This is a genomic window from Lysobacter sp. Hz25, assembly GCF_046097045.1.
GTDB lineage: Bacteria > Pseudomonadota > Gammaproteobacteria > Xanthomonadales > Xanthomonadaceae > Lysobacter > Lysobacter antibioticus_B.
Window position 1 is genome coordinate 5,205,448 of record NZ_CP175666.1, and the last position, 18,033, is coordinate 5,223,480.

Consider the following 18,033-nt stretch of genomic DNA (forward strand, 5'->3'; position numbering starts at 1 on the left):
ATCGCAAGACCCCGGCAGTGTAGACCCAGCCTTGCACCGAACAACGCCCGCCTTGCAACGCTATGGTGCAGCCGTGTCGCTGGCCGATCTGCTAGGAATGCCCCTGTCGGGGGTGCGCGTGGTTGGGGCCCTTCTGGCGAGGGCGCTGCTGTGGGGAGCGCTGTGGGCACCGGCGGCGCTGGCGCAGGCGGCGCCATCGCAACTGGAACGCGGCAACGGTCCCGAACCGAGCACACTCGACGCCCACCGCTGCCAGGAAGTCGCCTGCGGCAACGTCCTGCGCGATCTGTACGAAGGCCTGGTGACCGAGGACGCGCGCGGCCGGCTGGTGCCGGGCATGGCCGAGCGCTGGTCGGTGTCGGCCGACGGCCGCAGCTGGACCTTCGTCCTGCGCGAGAACCTGCGCTGGAGCAACGGCGAGCCGATCGACGCCGGCCAGGTCGTCGCCAGCTTTCGCCGCGCGTTCGCGCCGGCCACCGCGGCGCCCTTCGGCGAGCTGTTCGACGCGCTCGACAATGCCCAGGCCGTGCAGGCCGGCAAACTGCCGCCGGAACGGCTCGGGGTGTCGGCGCCGGACCCGCGCAGCGTTCGCTTCCGACTCAACCGCAGCGCCTCGTTGCCGGCCTTGTTGACCCTGCCGATCGCGTTTCCGGTGTACCTGCCGGCCGTGGAGCAGCATGGCGCCCAGCACACCCGGCCCGGGCAACTGGTGTCCAACGGCGCTTACCGGCTGGCGGCGTGGACGCCGCAGGCGAATCTGCTGCTGGAGAAGAACCCGCGCTTCCACGACGCCGAGGCGGTCGCGATCGAGCGCGTGCGCTTCCAGGTCACCGAGGACGCCGCCGCGGAGCTGCAACGCTTCGCCGCCGGCGACCTGCACATCACCGAGGTGGTGCCGCCGCAGCCGCTGGCCTCGCTGCGCGCGCGGTTCGGCTCGCAACTGCGGCTGTCGCCGTACCTCGGCGCGTTCTGGCTCGGCCTCAACGTCACCCGCCCGGCGTTCCGCAGCGACGCCTGCGCCACCCAGGACTGCGACAACCGCGCCCTGGCCCTGCGCCGCGCGCTGTCGATGGCGATCGATCGCGACAAGCTCACTCGTTACGTCACCGGCCTGGGCGAAACCCCGGCCTACGGCATCGTGCCGCCGGGCATCGCCGGCTACACGTCTGCGACCACGACTTGGGCGACGCGGCCGCAAGCGCAGCGCGAAGCGCATGCGCGCGCGCTGTATCGCCACGCCGGTTATTCCAGCGCCAACCCGCTGGTGATCGAGCTGCGCTACAACACGTCGACGCCGCACCGCCGCCTCGCCCTGGCGGTCGCGGCGATGTGGCGGCAGACCCTCGGCGTGCAGGTGCGCCTGCGCAACGAGGAATGGAAAGTGTTCGTGCAGAACCGCAAGCAGCGCACCATCACCCAGGTGTTCCGCGGCGGCTGGATCGGCGACCTCGCCGACGCGCGCAACTTCCTGGCCGCGTTCGGCAGCGATGGCCCCTTGAACTGGATGGGCTACGACAGTGCGCCCTATCGCGAGCGCCTGGCCAAGGCCGATGCGGCGAAGTCGGAAACCGCGCGCAACGCCTGGCTGCGCGCGGCCGAGCAGCGCCTGCTCAACGACGACGCGGCCATTCCGCTGTATTTCTACAGTTCCAAGCACCTGGTGTCGCGACGCGTGCGCGGCTTCGAATCGAACGCGCTGGACCGGCACGCGAGCCGCTGGCTGAGCCTGACGCCATGACCCCACGCTCTCCCTCCGCCCAAGCCGAAGCACGCAGACGGCACCGCGAAACCCACCGCTCCGAACGCGTCGGCTGGCTGCGCGCGGCGGTGCTCGGCGCCAACGACGGCATCGTTTCGGTCGCCGGACTGGTGGTCGGCGTGGCCGCCAGCGGCGCGACGCCGGCGACCATTCTCGCCAGCGGCATCGCCGGCACCGTCGCCGGGGCGATGTCGATGGCCGCCGGCGAGTACGTCTCGGTGCGTTCGCAAGCCGACACCGAGCGCGCCGACATCGCGGTGGAGCGGCGCGAACTGCGCGAGGACCCGGACAGCGAGCTGGCCGAACTCGCCCACATCTATGTCCAGCGCGGCCTGACCCCCGAGCTGGCGCAGGAAGTCGCGCGCCAACTGACCGCGCACGACGCGCTCGGCAGCCACGCCCGCGACGAACTCGGCATCACCGAGACCTTGCGCGCGCGCCCGGTGCAAGCCGCGCTCGCCTCGGCCCTGGCCTTCGTCGTCGGCGCCGCCTTGCCGATCGCCGCGGTGCTGGCGGCGCCCGCGGGGCGTCTGGAAGCGGTCGCGATCCCGACCACCCTGGTGGCGCTGTCGATCTCCGGCGGGCTCGCAGCCTGGGCCGGCGGCGCGCCGATCCTGCGCGGCGCCGCGCGCGTGGCGTTCTGGGGTGCGTTGGCGATGGCCGCGGCGTCCCTGGTCGGCCGATTGTTCGACGTGACCGTCTGATGCGCACTGAAAACCGCAGCGGCCATCCCGTCATCGCCCGACTCGGCGCGCGCGTGTTGGAAGCGGTCATCACCCTGTGGCTGCTGGCCACGCTGTGCTTCGTGCTGCTGCGCGCCGCGCCCGGCGGGCCGTTCGATGCCGAAAAGGTCGCGCCGCCGGAAGTGCAGGCCGCGCTCGATGCGCAGTACCGGCTCGATCAGTCGCTGCCGATGCAATACCTGGCCTGGCTCGGCGACGCGGTGCGCGGCGATCTCGGGCCGTCGTTCCAATACCCCGACTACACCGTCAATCAGCTGATCGCCAACGCCTTGCCGGTGTCGGCGCTCAACGGCGGGCTGGCCTTGCTGCTCGCGCTGCTGCTCGGCGTCGCCCTGGGCGTGTGGGCGGCATTGCGCGCGGGCGGGTGGACCGACCGCGCCTTGATGCTGCTGGCCGGGCTCGGCCTGGCGATCCCGAAGTTCGTGGTCGCGCCGCTGTTGGTTCTGTTGTTCGCCGTGACCCTGCATTGGCTGCCGGCCGGCGGCTGGGGCGAATGGGACAACGTGGTGCTGCCGGTGATCGCCCTGGCCCTGCCCAACATCGCCTACTGCGCGCGCCTGACCCGCGCTTCGATGCTCGAGGTGCTGTCGGCCGACTACCTGCGCGCGGCACGCGCGCGCGGCCTGTCGGAAACGCGTCTGCTGTTCGCGCATGCGCTGAAACCGGCGCTGCTGCCGGTGGTGGCCTGGCTGTCGCCGGCGCTGATCAACGTCGTCACCGGCTCGGCCGTGGTCGAACAGGTGTTCGGCATTCCCGGCATGGGCCGCTACTTCGTCCAGGGCGCGCTCAACCGCGACTACACCCTGGTCCTGGGCGTGGTGTTGGTGATCGGCGCGCTGATTGTGGCGATCAATACCGCCGTCGACGCTTTGCGCGGCTGGATGGACCCGCGGCTGGAGGGTTAGGGGCGGGAATCGGGAATCGGGAATCGGGAATCAAGAGCTTAGCTGCCGGCTAGAAGCGAGCGCTCAGTCCCGAGCCCCGGCTTCACAGCTACACTCAGCCCCATGCGCAAGAAGTCCAAGGCGACCTCGGTCGACATCGCCCACCTCGCCGGCGTTTCGCAGGCCACGGTGTCGCGCGTGCTCAGCGGCAGCCCGCTGGTCAACGCCGACACCCGCAAGCGCGTGGAAGCGGTGGTGCGCGAGCTCAACTACAAGGTCGACCGCCACGCCTCCAGCCTGCGCCGGCAGCGCTCGGGCACCTTGGCGATGCTGTTGTTCGAGGACCCGACCCCGGACGAGTCGCACATCAACCCGTTCTTCCTGTCCATGCTCGGTTCGATCACCCGCGCCTGCGCGCGCCACGGCCAGGACCTGCTGATCTCGTTCCAGCAACTGTCCGACGACTGGGCCGCCGACTACGAAGACAGCATGAAGGCCGACGGCCTGATCCTGCTCGGCTACGGCGACTACCTCGCCTACCAGGGCAAGCTGCAGAAACTGGTCGAACAGGGCACGCGCTTCGTCCGCTGGGGTGCGGTGCTACCCGATCAGCCGGGCTTGTCGATCGGTTGCGAGAACGTCGGCGGCGGCCACCAGGCCGGCGCCCATCTGGTCGGCCTGGGCCGGCGCCGGGTCGCGTTTCTCGGCGACGCCTCCAGTCATTACCCGGAATTCCTCGACCGCTTCCTCGGTTGCGAGCGCGCCCTCAACGAAGCCGGCCTGCCCCTCGACCGCGCCTTGCAGGTCGACGCCGAAAGCTCCGAAGACGCCGGCCACGACGCCGCGCGCGAACTGCTCGCACGCGGCCTGCCCTTCGATGCCGTGTTCGCCGCCAGCGACCTGATCGCCCTCGGCGCCATGCGCGCCCTGACCGAACACGGCCTGCGCGTGCCCGAAGACGTCTCGGTGATCGGCTTCGACGACATCCCGATGGCCCGCGTCGCCCACCCGCCGCTGACCACGATCTTCCAGGACACCAAACAGGCCGGCGAACTGCTGGTCGACACCCTGATGAAGCTGGTCCGCGACGAAGAAGCGCACAGCATCCGCCTGCCGACGACGCTGGTGATACGGAAGTCCTGCGGCGCGGAGTGAGGGCGGCGGTAGTTGGGGCGGAGCAAAAGCAAATCCCCCCTACCCCCCTCTACAAAGGGGGGAATCCTTCGGGCAGGAATGTCGTGATTGGCGTTGCCGTAAAGATTTTGCTGTTGCTGTGCGCAGCCTCGCGCTCGCGACGGCCAAAGAAGACCCGGAGGGCGGCCCGCAGGGATGCGGGCCGTTTTTCATCGGGACAAGGATGTCCCGTATGAAAAAGCCCCGCGTATGCATCGCGCGTGCGGGCCTGTGATTCAAAGAAAAGCATTTTTCTTTGGTTACCTTTGACCGAAGGGAATCCAGACGGACTTTTGTTGCTTTAGACAAAAGAAAGTTACCCGCCGCTTTAGTGGCGGAAGCTTTTGGCGTTTGATCCCGATCTTGCTTGAACGAGACGCCGCAAACCCGTTACAGCGCGGTCGCGGCTTGCGCCGCTCCTACCCTGCGCCAGCACATCGCTTCGATGTGCGATGTCGGCATCTTTAGTTATCCGCGTCCCGTGGTCGCGGCTCACGCCGCTCCTACAGGGAAAGACGACACGCCATAGATCGCGGCTCAACGCCGCCGCGCATGCGCCATCGCCTCATCCAAGGCCGCCGCCAAATCCGCCCGCCGCACCGGCGCATCCAGCAGATACACCTCGACCCCATGCGCCGGCACGATCGCCTCGATCACACCGTCCTCGCCGACCTCGACCGTGCCGCCGCCGAGCGCCGCGCGCCAACGCCCGGCCTGCAGGTAATCGCGAATCCAGAACGTATTCGGTCCATCGCTCTTGTTGAGCAAGACCAGGGCGATCTGCGCTTGCCCAGCGTGCTGGTAGACACGATAAAAGGCGGCGCGCTCTCCCTGCAGCAGCAGATTCAACTGCAGGCCGCGTTGCAAGGCCGGCGAGGCCTCGCGAACCTTGGCGATGCGCTTGAGCGCGGCATGGATCGGGTGCGTCTTGGCGGCGTCGATGCGCTCCTGGCCGAAGTAGTTGCGATTGCCGGCGTGCTCGGCGCGGCCGCGCTGGAAACCGATCTCGGAACCGTAATAGATCACCGGGATGCCGCGCGCGGTGAACAACCAGTTGTTCGCGTCGATGAAGCCCTCGTCGCTCGCGCTCAGGCGCGGCATGTCGTGGTTGTCGTAGAAGGTCATCAGCTCGTACGGGTTGGCGTACGGGCCGTCGCGCAGGTACAGGCGCGGGGATAAGCGCTCGTAGCCCGCCTCCTTGACCCCGAACACCTCGGCCAAGCCTTCCTTGAGCGGAAAATCGAGCACGCTGATGCCGCCGTTCTCGGCCCAGGTGAACGGCGCGATATGCTCTGCCCTGTAGTCGAAGGCTTCGCCGAACATGAAGAAGCCCGGACGCTTGGCGCGGATGCGCTCGGCGAAGACTTTCCAGAACGCATGCGGCATGTGCCGGATGGTGTCGATGCGGAAGGCGTCGGCGCCCTGGTCGATCCATTGCGAGTAAGCGCCGACGAAGTAGTCGAGCACCTGCGGATTGGTATCGTCGAGGTTCGACAACTGCACCAGGTCCTTCTGCGCATGAAAGAACCGATGCAGCGGATTGCGCGCCGGGTCGAGCTGCTCCGGCGCCAGGTTCTGGTGATCGGCGACCAGCACGCCGTCGCGGTAAATCTCGCCATACTTGGGCTGGTCGGCCGGCATGGTGAACGAAGGCGAGCCGTGGTTGGCGACGATATCGAGCACGGTCTTGAGACCCTGCCGCTTCAGCCCTTGAGTGAGGCCGGCGAAATCGAGGCCGGGGCTCGGCAGGTGCTCGTCGAGACGATAAAAGTCCACGCCCCAGTAGCCGTGATAGCCGGTCTTGCCGCGGTCCTGGAAGGCGCCGCCCCAGGTGACCGCGTCGCCGCCGGTGAAGGCCTGGTCCGGGTTGTCGACGATCGGAGTCAGCCAGACCGCGCCGAAGCCCATGTCGCGGATGTAGCCGGCGTTGTCGAGCAGGCCTTTGAAGTCGCCGCCGAGATAGCCGATGTTGTCGCTCTCGTCGACCGGCGCGCCCGCCACCGGACGATCGAAGCTGCGCGTGCGCGGGTCCGGCCCGCCTTGCTCGCGCTGGTCGTTGGACGGGTCGCCGTCGACGAAACGGTCGGTGACGACGAAGTACACCGCATCGCCGGCCATCGGTTCCAGCGTGCCGTAGTACTCGCGCGCCGGCGCGGTTTCGCGTGCGCCGTGCGCACAACCGGCGAGGACGAGACTGAACGCAGCGAGCGCTAAGGTCTTCATGCCGCCGCTCCGCTGCCGGGTTCGCGCACCCACAGCACGCACAGGCCGGAGACGAACAGGCTGACGCCGCCGATCGCCAGGGCCCAGACCGGTTCGCCGTGGAAGAAGGTCTTCAGCAAAAAACCGAGCAGACTGGCCGCGACCAATTGCGGGATGACGATGAAGAAATTGAAGATGCCCATGTACACGCCCATCTTGGTCGCCGGCACGCTGTCGGACAGCAGGGCGTAGGGCAGCGACAGGATCGAAGCCCAGGCGAAGCCGACGCCGAGCATCGACAGCAGCAGCCACTGCGGGTCGCGAATCAGGGCGATCGAGATCAGGCCCAGCCCGCCGAGGCCGACGTTGCACAGATGGCTCCAGCGCAGGCCCCAGCGCCGCACCATCCACGGGATCGCAATCGCCGCCAACGCAGCGAAGCCGTTGTAGGCCGCGAACAGCACGCCGACCCAGTTGGCGCCTTCGTTGTAGGCGGCCGAGGTGGTGTCGCTGCTGTGGAAATGCAGTTGGGTCACCGCCGGCGTGGTGTAGATCCACATCGCGAACAGGGCGAACCAGGAGAAGAACTGCACTACCGCCAGCCGCACCATGGTCGAGGGCATCGAATGCAGATCGTCCATGACCGTGGCGAAGCCGCCGCCGGCGCCGATCATGCCTCGCACCAACAGCGCCAGGCCGAAGGCGCCGATCATGCCGGCCAGCACGTACAACTGGCGGTCGAGCCCGCACATCGAAATGGTCGTGGCGACGAGGCCGCCGACCACGAGCCAGGAGGCGCCGAACAATGCGCAGCGCACGCGGTCGCGGTTCGGCCGCGGCGCCTCGGGCAAGGCATCGTCGAAGGACTGCAAGGTCTCCGGCGGATACTCGCGGGTGCGCAGCACGGTCCAGCCGACCGAGAGCAGCAGCACGGCGCCGCCGAAATAGAAGGCGTAACGCACCGTATCCGGCACCTCGCCGGGCCCGGCGGTGTTGCCCACGCCCAGGTGCGCGAGCGCGAACGGCAACACGCTGGCGACCACCGAGCCCACGCCGATGAAGAAGCTCTGCATCGCATAGCCGCTCGGCCGTTGCGAGGTCGGCAACTGGTCGCCGACGAAGGCGCGGAACGGCTCCATCGAAATATTGATGGACGCGTCGAGCACCCACAGCAGGCCGGCGGCGATCCACAGGGTCGGCGAGTTGGGCATCGCCAACAGCGCGAGGGTGGCGAGGACCGCACCGACCAGGAAATACGGGCGCCTGCGGCCGAGTCCGGTCCAGGTGCGGTCGGACAGATAGCCGACGATGGGTTGCACGATCAGCCCGGTCAGCGGCGCGGCGATCCACAACATCGGGATATCGTCGATCGGCGCGCCCAGGCTCTGGAAGATCCGGCTGACGTTGGCGTTCTGCAGGGCGAAGCCGAACTGGATGCCGAGAAAGCCGAAGCACATGTTCCAGATCTGCCAGAACGACAGCTGCGGCTTGCGGGACGTGGCGCTGCGCTCGGTGCGTTCGGTCATGGGCTCGATACTGGCATGAAGCGCCGCGCGGTGAGGCGACGCGGTTGCGGGAACAAGCAAATCCCCCTCGCCCCCCCTTTGTCGAAGGGGGAAGACCAGCGAAGCAGCGTCCTATCCAACTCGCACCGCTCCACTCAGTGACATCGTGCTATTCCCCCCTTTGGAAAAGGGGGGTTAGGGGGGATTTGCTCTCGCCCCTGGGATTTTGCTTTCGCTTCCGCTCTCAGAACTGCGACGAGAATCGGATCCCGTACATCCGCGGGGTGTTGAGGTAGCGGATGTTGGTCGCGTTGTTGACGAAGCCCTTGCCCGAGTACACCTCGTCGGTGAGATTCGAGACGAAGCCGTCGATGCGGAACTGGCTGTCTTCGCCGAAGTTCAGCCCGGCCGAGACGTTGACCGTGGTGAAACCGCCGACGTCGTCGCGCATCGCCATGCCGTCGGCCGGGCCGCCGCCCGCGGCGGGGTTGGAGCCGTTGTTGAACGGCATGTCGGCCAGCGGGATCTCGATGACGTTGCCGGCCGCGTCCAGCCCGAAGCCGCGACTGTTGAACGCGGTCAGGTAGTAATCGGACCGGTAGGTCAGGTTGATCGTCCAGTCGAACGAGTTCAGCGCGCCGCGGCCGATGTCGATGGTCTGCGACAGGCTGAGGTTGGCGTTGTACTTGGAGGTGTTCGGCAGGCGGTTGCCGTCGAGCGGCACGATCAGGCCCAGGCCGCCGGAACGCGTGTCGAGCACCTTGGAGTCGTCGAAGGTCGCGTCGAGGTAGGTGAAGTTGTAACCCAGGTTGAAGCCGTGCGGCAGGCCGACCCGGCCTTCGAGCTCGAGACCGAGCACGCTGGCGTTGGCGGCGTTGTCGTTGAAGACCTGGCGGCTGGTCGCGTTCGGGTTGGTCGGCGTCGGCGCCGGCACGTCGATCAGGTTCTGCAGCACCTTGTTCTGGTAGTCGTAATAGAACACCGAGGCGTTCAGGCGCACCGGGGTCTCGCCCCACAGGTAGTCGCCCTTGATGCCGGCTTCGTACGAGGTCAGTTCCTCCGGCTCGAAGGTCGGCGCCAGCGCGCTGCCGTCGTTGAGCAGCAGGGGACGGTTGATGCCGCCCGAACGCGTGCCGGTCGACACCGTGCCGTACAGCATTACCTGCGGGTTGAGGTCGTACTCGAAGCCCACGCGCCAGTCGACGTAGCTGTCCTCGTAGACATCCACGCTCTTGCCGCCGGGGAAGTCGGAACGCACGATCACGTCGATCTGGTCGCGGTTGCGGGTCAGGAACTGAGACCAGTTGTCCTGCGCGCCGAAGTTCTGGATGCCGCCGAGGAAATAGTCGAGCGAATTCGCGCCCGGGCCGCAGCGCAGCTCGGCCGGCGACCAGCCGGTGCAGATACTCGGGTCGCCGCCGCCGCGGCGGCCGGGAGGCGCCAGCTGGAAGCCGGGCGAACCCAGCACCAGGCCGGTGGTGTAGGGATTGGTCGCGGTGTTGATCGGTTGGCCGGTGAACTGCTGGAACAGTTCTTCCGGAATCACAAACTGGTACTTGACGTTGGACTCGCGCGCGGTCTTCTTGTCGCGGGTGTAGCGCACGCCGCCGATCAGGCGCAGCGAATCGGTCGCGGCGAAGCTGAAGTCGCCATAGACCGCGTTCGACTCGACCTTGGAGTCGTCGCCGCGGTTCTCGCCGCCCAGGCCGTCCTGCCAGCCGCAGACGGTGCCGGGACGCCACCAGTCGCAGTCGCCGAAATAGCCGTTGCCGACGTCCCACGAGGTGTAGTCGTACTTCTCTTCGTAATTGAACAGACCGGCCGACCAGATCAGCTTGCCGGTGTCGCCGAAGAAGCGCAGCTCGTTGATGGTCGAGCTGGACTTGTCGGACTGATAGAAGGTGTCGTACCAGGCCAGGCGTTCTGGGTTGTGATAGGCCTCGCGTTCGGACCCCGGATAAACCGGGCCGAGCTGCCATTCGCGCGAGGCGTTGCGGTTGTCGAACTCGTACTTGCGGTAGGAGGTGTTGAACTCCACCGACACCGCATCGTTGAAGGCGTAGGTGAAGGTGCCGGCGACGCCTTCGATGTCGTTGCTGGTCTTGCCCTGGGTGCGGAAGTACTGGCGGAACGGGTCGGACAGGTCGTCGATGTCGTAGCCGGCGGCCAGGCCGCGTTCGGCGAACAGGCCCGGGTCGCCGGTGCCGCGCTCGCTGACCTTGTCGAGCATGACGTAGGCCGAGAACTTGTCGTTGGGCTCCCACAGCATCGACAGGCGCGCGGCCTGGTTGTCGAGCGCGCCCGGGCCTTCGGCCGGGAACAGCGAGCTGGGGTAGCCGTTCTTGATATAGGAAGAACGCTCTTCGTCGAACAGCGCCGCGCGCAGGGCGAAGGTGTCGCCGATCGGCAGGTTCAGCACGCCCTCGGCGGTGGTGAAGTCGTGGTTGCCGGCGCCGACCTTGAGGCCGCCGCTGGTCACGCCCAGTTCGGGGCGCTTGGAGATCACGTTGATCGAGCCGCCGGTCGCGTTGCGGCCGCGCACCGTGCCCTGCGGCCCCTTGTTGACCTCGATGCGGTCGACGTCGAAGAACATCGGCCCGATCGAGCGCGGACGCGGCAGGTAGATGCCGTTGTAATAAGTGGCCACCGACGGGTCGGAGGAGAAGTCCGAGTCGGCCGCGCCGATGCCGCGCAGGAAGATCTCGTACTTGCCTTCCTGGCGGGTGATCTGCAGGCCCGGCACCACCGCCTGCAGGTTGCGGAAATCGGTGTTGATGCCGAGCTTGGTCAGATCCTCGCCGCTGAAGGACTGGATCGTGCCGGCGTATTTCTGGATCGACTGCACGCGGCGGTTGCCGGTGACCTGGACCGCGTCGAGTTCGTGCGCCGCGCTCGTCGGTGCCGCTTCGACGCTGGCCGCGGCCGGGGTGTCCTGCGCGGTGGGCGCATCCGCCGCCCAGACCGTCCACGAGTTGCACAGGCCGAACGAGGCCAGTGCCACGGTCAACAGGTGGCGTTGTTGGTTCGATGAAGCCCGGTTCGTTCTCGACATGCTCCCCTCCAGTAGCTGTGTGCCGTCCGCGCGCGCACTGCGGCGTGCTGCGGTTGCCTGGGCGACGTACGCCCTCGGTCTGAGGCGCATGTTAGGCAAGCGATCGCGCCCGCTGCGGTTTATGCATACGTATTCATGACCGGCAGTCGCATTCATGTCGCACTTCATCGGTCGTTTAGGCATGAATACGTATGCAGCCCGGCGAGCCGCGAACGCGCCCGGCGCTAAGCTGGCGCACATCGCGGCAGTGCAGCACGAAGACCGCATACGCCATCAGGGGCGCCTCTTGTCAGCCGTCAATCTTCCGACCCCCGCCGCATCGCAGGAACACGCCTGGTGGCGCGGCGCGGTGATCTACCAGATTTACCCCAGAAGCTTCCGCGACCTCGACGGCGACGGCGTCGGCGACCTGCCCGGCATCATCGACAAGCTCGGCTACGTCGCCGACCTCGGCGTCGATGCGATCTGGGTCTCGCCGTTCTTCAAGTCGCCGATGATCGATTTCGGCTATGACATCGCCGACTACCGCGCGGTCGACCCCTTGTTCGGCAACCTCGACGACTTCGACCGCCTGCTCGCCAAGGCGCATGCGCTGGGCCTGCGGGTGATGATCGACCAGGTCCTCAGCCACACCTCCGACCAGCACGAGTGGTTCAAGCGCAGCCGCGAAAGCCGCGACAACGAGTTCGCCGACTGGTACGTATGGGCCGACGCCAGCCCCGACGGCACCGCGCCGAACAACTGGATGTCGCTGTTCGGCGGCGTCGCCTGGCACTGGGAACCGCGCCGCCAGCAGTATTACCTGCACAACTTCCTGGCCTCGCAGCCGGACTTGAACTTCCACAACCCGGCGGTGCGCGCCGCGGTGCTCGACAACGTGCGCTTCTGGCTCGATCGCGGCGTCGACGGCCTGCGCCTGGACGCGATCAACTTCTGCTTCCACGACGCGCAACTGCGCGACAACCCGCCGAAGGCGCGCGAGCTGCGGGTCGGGCGCGGTTTCAGTCCCGACAACCCCTACGCCTTCCAATACCACTATTACAACAACAACCAGCCCGAGAACCTCGACTTCCTGGCCGAGCTGCGCAGCCTGCTCGACCGCTATCCGGGCGCGGTGTCGCTCGGCGAGATTTCCTCGGAAGACTCGCTGGCGACCATGGACGAATACACCCGCGACGGCCGCCTGCACATGGGCTACAGCTTCGAGCTGCTGACCGAGGACTACAGCGTCGCCCATATCCGCGGCACCGCGCAGGCGCTCGAAGAACGCATGCTCGAAGGCTGGCCGTGCTGGGCGATCTCCAACCACGACGTGCAGCGCGTGGTCTCGCGTTGGGGCCGCGGCGACAAGCCGGCGCACTTCGCCTCCATGCTCAGCGCGTTGATGTGCTCGCTGCGCGGTTCGGTCTGCGTCTACCAGGGCGAAGAACTGGGCCTGCCCGAAGCCGAGCTGCCGTTCGAGGCGCTGCGCGACCCCTTCAGCATCGCCTTCTGGCCGACCTTCAAGGGCCGCGACGGTTGCCGCACGCCGATGCCGTGGGACGGCACGCCGCAGGCCGGTTTCAGCACCGGCACGCCGTGGCTGCCGATCGCCGAGGGCCATCGCGGCCTCGACGTCGCCCGCCAGCAGCACGACCCGGATTCGTCCTTGAACCGCTTCCGCCGTTTCCTGTCGTGGCGCAAGACCCGGCCGGCCCTGCTCGACGGCGCGATCCGTTTCCTCGCCAGCGACGAGCCAGTGATCGCCTTCGTCCGCGGCAGCGGCGCCGACGCGGTGCTGATGGCCTTCAACCTCAGCGGCGCCGAGGCGGAATTGAATCTGTCCGAAGCCGGCACTTGGCACATCGATCGCGGCCACGGCCTGCCCTCGGGCGAGCGGACCGGCGATCGCCTGCGCCTGCCGCCCTACGGCGTGTTCGCCGCGCGCGCAGCCGGCTGAGCTCGCGGCACACTTCGGTCAGGCGGCATACTCCGGTCTCGCGGCAGGACGTCCGCGATCAGGGGGAACGCCGAATGCAGATCGTTTACCACGCCGCCCATTCGGCGGACGCGCAGCTCGTGCGCGGCTTGTTGGCGGAGGAAGGCATCCGCTCGTTCGTGTTCGGCGGCGCCCTCGAAGGCGGCGCCGGCCTGTTGCCGGCCGGCGGCTCGGTCCGGCTCGAAGTCGCCGACGACGACGCCGAACGCGCACGCAGCATCATCCAGGCCTGGCAGGACACGGCCGTACCGCTCGACGACCGGGACGATGCAGACGAAGTCGATCGCGACTACGGCGACGACGACACGCCGGCGCACGTGGAGGGCGGAAACCTCTATCGCCCCTTGAACCAACGCCTGCCCTCGCGCCACACCGGCGCAGGTCTCGGCGGCATCGTGTTCGCCCTCATCGCCGGCGCTCTCGGCGGGGCCATCGCCACCGGCATCGCCCTGCAGCCGCGCCAGAGCCTGCAACCTATCGACTACAACGACGACGGCCGGCCCGACGAGACCCTGTTTTTCGAAGGCGAGCACCTGCAGCGCATCGATGCCGACCGCGACAGCGACGGCGAAGTCGATCAACGCACCCACTACGACGAACGCGGGCTGCCCACCGGGATCGAAGAAGACCAGGACTTCGACGGCGTGCGCGAGACCGCCAGCCGCTACGAAAACGGCCAACTCGCCGGCCGCAGCGCCGACTACGACGGCGACGGCCAGGTCGACTGGCAGCAAGCCGCCAAGCGCGGTGTGTTGCAGAGCGAACAGTGGTTCGACAAACGCGGCAACTTGGTCAAGCACATCGACTACGTCGACAACCGCCCGGTCAGCGGCGAGTTCGACAGCGACGGCGACGGCGTGCGCGACACCGCGCGCGACTACGACCCGCGCGGCGAGATCAGCGCAAGCCGGCCGCTGCCGACGCCATAGCGGCGGCGCGCCATTGCCCGGGCCTCAGCCGCGCCCGGGCTGGGCCGCCCGCACTTCGCGGCGCAGTTGCTCGCGCGTCACCGTCGGCACCGGCTGCAAACGCCGCTCCGGCGGCGGCAGGGCCAGCGTGTCCAGGCGCTTCTTCGCGCCCTCGTTGCCGAGCGCGGCGGCCTTCCTGAGCACCACCTGGGCCTCGGCGATGCGTCCCTGCCCCACGTAGATCTCGCCGAGCCCGCTCAACGCGGTCGCGCGGGTCTTGGGGTTGCTGGCCGGCGTGTCCTTGACCGCCTGGGTCAGGGTCTCCTGCGCGCTGTCGAGCTTGCCTTCCGACAGCTGCTTCCAGCCGCACAGGGTCGCATCGCCGCCGGCGCAGGCGTCCTCGCCCCCGGCCTTGGCCGCGGCGATCTCGTCGGCCAGCTCCGGCGCTTGATTGGCGAGCGCGGCGCTGCCGACCGCGTTCTGCAGGTCGCGGTTGTTCTGCTGCAGGTCCTCGACCTTCTTGATGATCGAATCGACCGAGATGTTGATGCTGCTGTTGTTGTCGGCGACCTCGATGGCCGCGTTCGGCGAAAAGGCCTGGCCGCGGTAGATGATTTCCGGGTCGGGCAGGTCGATCGCCGAGAAGCGCGGCGAGAAGGTCAGATAGACGTTCGGCACCACGCGCTCGCCGCTGCGCCAGCTCTTGAGGGTGTCGAAACCGATCATCGCCACCACCACCGCCGCGCCGATGCCCAGATACCAGCGCACGTTCTTGTTCTGCTCGGCGTTGCGGGTCTTGAGCAGCGCATAGGCGCCGTAGGCGAAGAACAGCAGCGCCGTGCCATAGGCGCCCGCGGCCAGGATGGTCTGGGGGTCGGTGATCGCGTCCATCTCGTTCCTTGAGCCGAAGATCGCCCTCCGCGCGGTCGCGCGGAAGTCCTTCTACCCAGGAAGTAACGCAGTCGGCGCGGGCGGAGCGGCCAGTCGCGTTTGCAACACGATCCGCCGGGCGCGTACTCGCGGCCGGCTCAGACGGCCGGCGGCGGGACCAGTTCGAGCCAGCGAGAGACCACCGCGCAGGCCTCTTCGACGCCTTGCTTGGACTCGCCGGAGAAGGTCTGCACGCTGACCGTGTCGCCGAAGGCCGAGCTCAGTTCCTTGCGCACCATCATCAGTTGCTGCTGTTGCTGGCCGCGACCGAACTTGTCGGCCTTGGTCAGCAACGCATGCGCCGGCAGGCCGCGTTCGACCGCGTAACCGAGCATCTGCCGGTCGTAGTCCTTGAGCGGGTGGCGGATGTCCATCACCACGACCAGCCCGCGCAGGGCCTCGCGGGTGCCGAAGTAGCGGTCCAGGAAGGCCTGCCAGTGGGCCTGCAGGTTCTGCGGGACCTTGGCGTAGCCGTAGCCGGGCAAATCGACCAGGAAACGGTCGGGCTCCGGGGCCGGCTCGGGGCCGCGGTACAGAGGGCTGACGTCGAAGAACACCAGCTGCTGGGTCCGGCCCGGGGTCTTGGACACCCGCGCCAGGGCGTTCTGCTGGCACATGGCGTTGAGGGCGCTGGACTTGCCGGCATTGGAGCGGCCGGCGAAGGCGACCTCGAAGCCGCCGTCGGGCGGGAGCTGCTTTACGTTGTGCGCCGACAGCAGGTAACGGGCACGGGCGAGGGGATTGTTCATGCCATTAGGATCGCACGCCCACCCCTCCGGCGTGCCGCAGACTGAATCCGCGTTGACCCGGTCGGGGCCGGCGAAGATAATTCCGAGGTTCCGGTGGCGGCAGCTTGCGCACAGTCCGGTCCCCAGTACGCCCCTTTCAGCCTGCCACCCAGCAAGCCAGTAGTTCGGAGCCCAGCTACATGAGCCAAGCCCGCGTTCTAGGCCTCGTCGGCCTCGCCGCTCTCGCGGCCGCCGCCGTTGCGTACGCCCAAGCCACGGTCACGCCGATTCCCGACAAGGAGCCGGTCCAGACCGCGCCGCTGAACGCCGCGGCGAAGGCCTCCTGGGGCGACGTCAAGGCCGGCGCGACCAAGGCCGGCACCTGCGCGGCCTGCCACGGCCTCGACGGCAACCCGACCGATCCGCAGTACCCGCGCCTGGCCGGCCAGAGCGAGCGCTACATCGCCCACCAGATCGCCCTGTTCAAGAGCGGCGAGCGCAATACCGGCATGGCCGCGGCGATGAAGCCCTTCGCCGACGCCCTCAGCGACCAGGACGCCCGCGACCTGGGCGCTTACTTCGCCACCCAGAAGTCCGGCGCCGGCGTCGCCGACGACAGCCTGATCGCCTCGGGCGTCAACAAGGGCAAGAAGTTCTTCGAAGTCGGCGAGCAACTGTTCCGCAACGGCGACAAGGCCCGCGGCATCCCGGCCTGCATGGCTTGCCACGGCCCCAGCGGCGCCGGCAACCCCGGCCCGGCCTACCCGCACATCGCCGGCCAGCAGGCCGCCTACTCGCAGCGTCGCCTGGAGGAATACCGCGCCGGCACGACCACGCAGAAGGATCCGCACCTGTTCAACATCATGGCGACGGTCGCCAAGCAGCTCAGCGACGAGGAAATCGGTTCGCTGTCGAGCTACCTGCAGGGCCTGCACGAACGCGCCGACGACGTCGCCGCCGCCGATGCGCCGGCTCCGGCAGTGGCCGCACCGGCCGCCAGCGCACCGGCAGCACCCGCCCCGGCCGCTCCGGCCCCGGCGGCGACGCCCGCCGCGGCTCCGGCCGCTCCGGCGGCCGCACCGGCCCAGCCCACCCAGGGCTGAGCCTCGCGCCAACGCGATGCAGACGAACGCCGGCCTGGCGACAGGCCGGCGTTTTTCGTTGCGGCGCCTGGTCAGCCGGCCTGATCAGCGAGCCTGATCAACGGGCCCGATCAGGCAGCCTGGTCGGACGGCGTGTCCAGACAGGCCCGCGCATAAGGTGACCACGGTCACCGCTTGTCGCGGTAGTGGAACTTCTGGCGCACACCGGGGTCGTATCGTTACTCCTGTTGAAGACGCCGGCCGCTATCCTTGGTGCCGGCGTTTTTTATGCCCGGCCGGCCGTCGCCGGAGGGCGCAAGCTTCACGCCCGTTCATTCCGCCACCGACGAGACTTTCCGATGAATCCACGCCTGGCCTCCCTGTTCCTGCTCGCAGTGCTTCCGTTCGCCGCGTTCGCCGCGCCCAAGACGGCCGCGCCCGCGGGCCCGGCGCCGGAAGCCGGCGTCGATTACGTCGAGATCGAAGGCGGCAAGCCCTTCGCCGCGGTCAAGGGCAAGGTCGAAGTCGTCGAAGTGTTCGGCTACACCTGCCCGCACTGCGCGCATTTCGAGCCGCAGGTCGCCGCCTGGCGCGCCAAGCAGCCGGCCGACGTCAACTTCGTGCCGCTGGCCGCGCCGTTCGGCGGCTACTGGAACCCGTATGCGCAGGCCTTCTACACCGCGCAGTCGATGAAGCTGCTCGGCAAGACCCACGAGGCCATGTTCAGCGCCCTGCACGAGCAGCACCGCCTGCCGATCCAGAACGCCTCGACCGACGAGATCGCCGGCTTCTATGCCCAATACGGCGCCAACCGCCAGGCCTTCGCCGCCGCCATGGCCGGCCCGGCCACCGCCAAGGCGATGGAGCGCGCCAAGGCCTTCATCATGGCCGCTGGCGTCGACGGCACGCCGTCGCTGGTGGTCGCCGGCAAGTACCGCGTGACCACCCAGAAGGGCTTCGACGACATGCTGCGCGTCGCCGATCACCTGGTCGCGCGCGAACGCGCGGGCAAGCGCTGATCGCTACGACGGTGGGGTGCGGGGGTCGCGACTCGCCACCACGGCTCGCCCCTTCCGTATCCCGGCCGAA

General features: G+C 68.2%; 13 protein-coding genes. 8 read left to right on the forward strand and 5 right to left on the reverse strand.

The genetic code is table 11. The features are described 5' to 3' along the window. Positions 1-97 precede the first annotated feature (97 nt). The 4 genes from ACKN61_RS21530 to ACKN61_RS21545 all read left to right on the forward strand — a co-directional run bounded on the left by ACKN61_RS21530 (position 98) and on the right by ACKN61_RS21545 (position 4,541). Positions 98-1,738 (forward strand): peptide ABC transporter substrate-binding protein, encoded by a 1,641-nt coding sequence (locus tag ACKN61_RS21530; protein ID WP_408951163.1) that lies wholly within the window; start codon positions 98-100, stop codon positions 1,736-1,738. After that, positions 1,735-2,463, forward strand: coding sequence for a VIT family protein (locus ACKN61_RS21535; RefSeq protein ID WP_408951164.1), 729 nt, complete (start codon positions 1,735-1,737; stop codon positions 2,461-2,463). The genes ACKN61_RS21530 and ACKN61_RS21535 overlap by 4 nt, the downstream gene beginning before the upstream one ends. Continuing rightward, on the forward strand, positions 2,463-3,407 hold the full coding sequence (locus ACKN61_RS21540; RefSeq protein WP_408951165.1) for an ABC transporter permease subunit: 945 nt from the start codon (positions 2,463-2,465) through the stop codon (positions 3,405-3,407). Before ACKN61_RS21535 ends, ACKN61_RS21540 begins: the two co-directional genes overlap by 1 nt. Positions 3,408-3,509: 102 nt before the next feature. Next, positions 3,510-4,541 (forward strand): LacI family DNA-binding transcriptional regulator, encoded by a 1,032-nt coding sequence (locus ACKN61_RS21545; RefSeq protein ID WP_408951166.1) that lies wholly within the window; start codon positions 3,510-3,512, stop codon positions 4,539-4,541. Positions 4,542-5,096: 555 nt separating this feature from the next. On the opposite strand, the gene ACKN61_RS21550 is transcribed toward ACKN61_RS21545, so the two are convergent. From ACKN61_RS21550 to ACKN61_RS21560, 3 genes are all read right to left on the reverse strand, one after another. After that, complete coding sequence (locus tag ACKN61_RS21550) at positions 5,097-6,782, reverse strand: alpha-amylase family glycosyl hydrolase (RefSeq protein ID WP_408951167.1); 1,686 nt, start codon at positions 6,780-6,782, stop codon at positions 5,097-5,099. Continuing rightward, the gene (locus ACKN61_RS21555) at positions 6,779-8,287 is read right to left on the reverse strand and encodes an MFS transporter (protein ID WP_408951168.1); all 1,509 of its coding nucleotides are present in this window, start codon (positions 8,285-8,287) and stop codon (positions 6,779-6,781) included. The genes ACKN61_RS21550 and ACKN61_RS21555 overlap by 4 nt, the downstream gene beginning before the upstream one ends. A 223-nt stretch (positions 8,288-8,510) precedes the next feature. After that, positions 8,511-11,318 (reverse strand): TonB-dependent receptor, encoded by a 2,808-nt coding sequence (locus ACKN61_RS21560; protein WP_408951169.1) that lies wholly within the window; start codon positions 11,316-11,318, stop codon positions 8,511-8,513. Positions 11,319-11,604: 286 nt separating this feature from the next. Here ACKN61_RS21560 and ACKN61_RS21565 point away from each other — a divergent pair, with 286 nt between their 5' ends. Then, a complete protein-coding gene (locus tag ACKN61_RS21565; protein WP_408951170.1) occupies positions 11,605-13,257 on the forward strand; it encodes an alpha-glucosidase family protein in 1,653 nt (550 codons plus the stop codon). A gap of 74 nt (positions 13,258-13,331) precedes the next feature. Next, positions 13,332-14,225, forward strand: coding sequence for a putative signal transducing protein (locus ACKN61_RS21570; protein ID WP_408951171.1), 894 nt, complete (start codon positions 13,332-13,334; stop codon positions 14,223-14,225). Positions 14,226-14,249: 24 nt separating this feature from the next. Here ACKN61_RS21570 and ACKN61_RS21575 read toward each other — a convergent pair whose 3' ends face one another. Next, entirely contained in the window at positions 14,250-15,095 is an 846-nt protein-coding gene (locus ACKN61_RS21575) for a hypothetical protein (RefSeq protein ID WP_408951172.1), read from the reverse strand. 137 nt (positions 15,096-15,232) lie between these two features. Beyond that, complete coding sequence (gene yihA / locus ACKN61_RS21580) at positions 15,233-15,883, reverse strand: ribosome biogenesis GTP-binding protein YihA/YsxC (protein ID WP_408951173.1); 651 nt, start codon at positions 15,881-15,883, stop codon at positions 15,233-15,235. 179 nt (positions 15,884-16,062) lie between these two features. Between yihA and ACKN61_RS21585 the strand changes: the two genes are divergently transcribed. Then, positions 16,063-16,965: a c-type cytochrome gene (locus ACKN61_RS21585; RefSeq protein ID WP_408951174.1), complete on the forward strand. Its 903-nt coding sequence runs from the start codon at positions 16,063-16,065 to the stop codon at positions 16,963-16,965. A gap of 338 nt (positions 16,966-17,303) precedes the next feature. Continuing rightward, positions 17,304-17,963: a thiol:disulfide interchange protein DsbA/DsbL gene (locus tag ACKN61_RS21590; protein ID WP_408951175.1), complete on the forward strand. Its 660-nt coding sequence runs from the start codon at positions 17,304-17,306 to the stop codon at positions 17,961-17,963. Positions 17,964-18,033 lie beyond the last annotated feature (70 nt).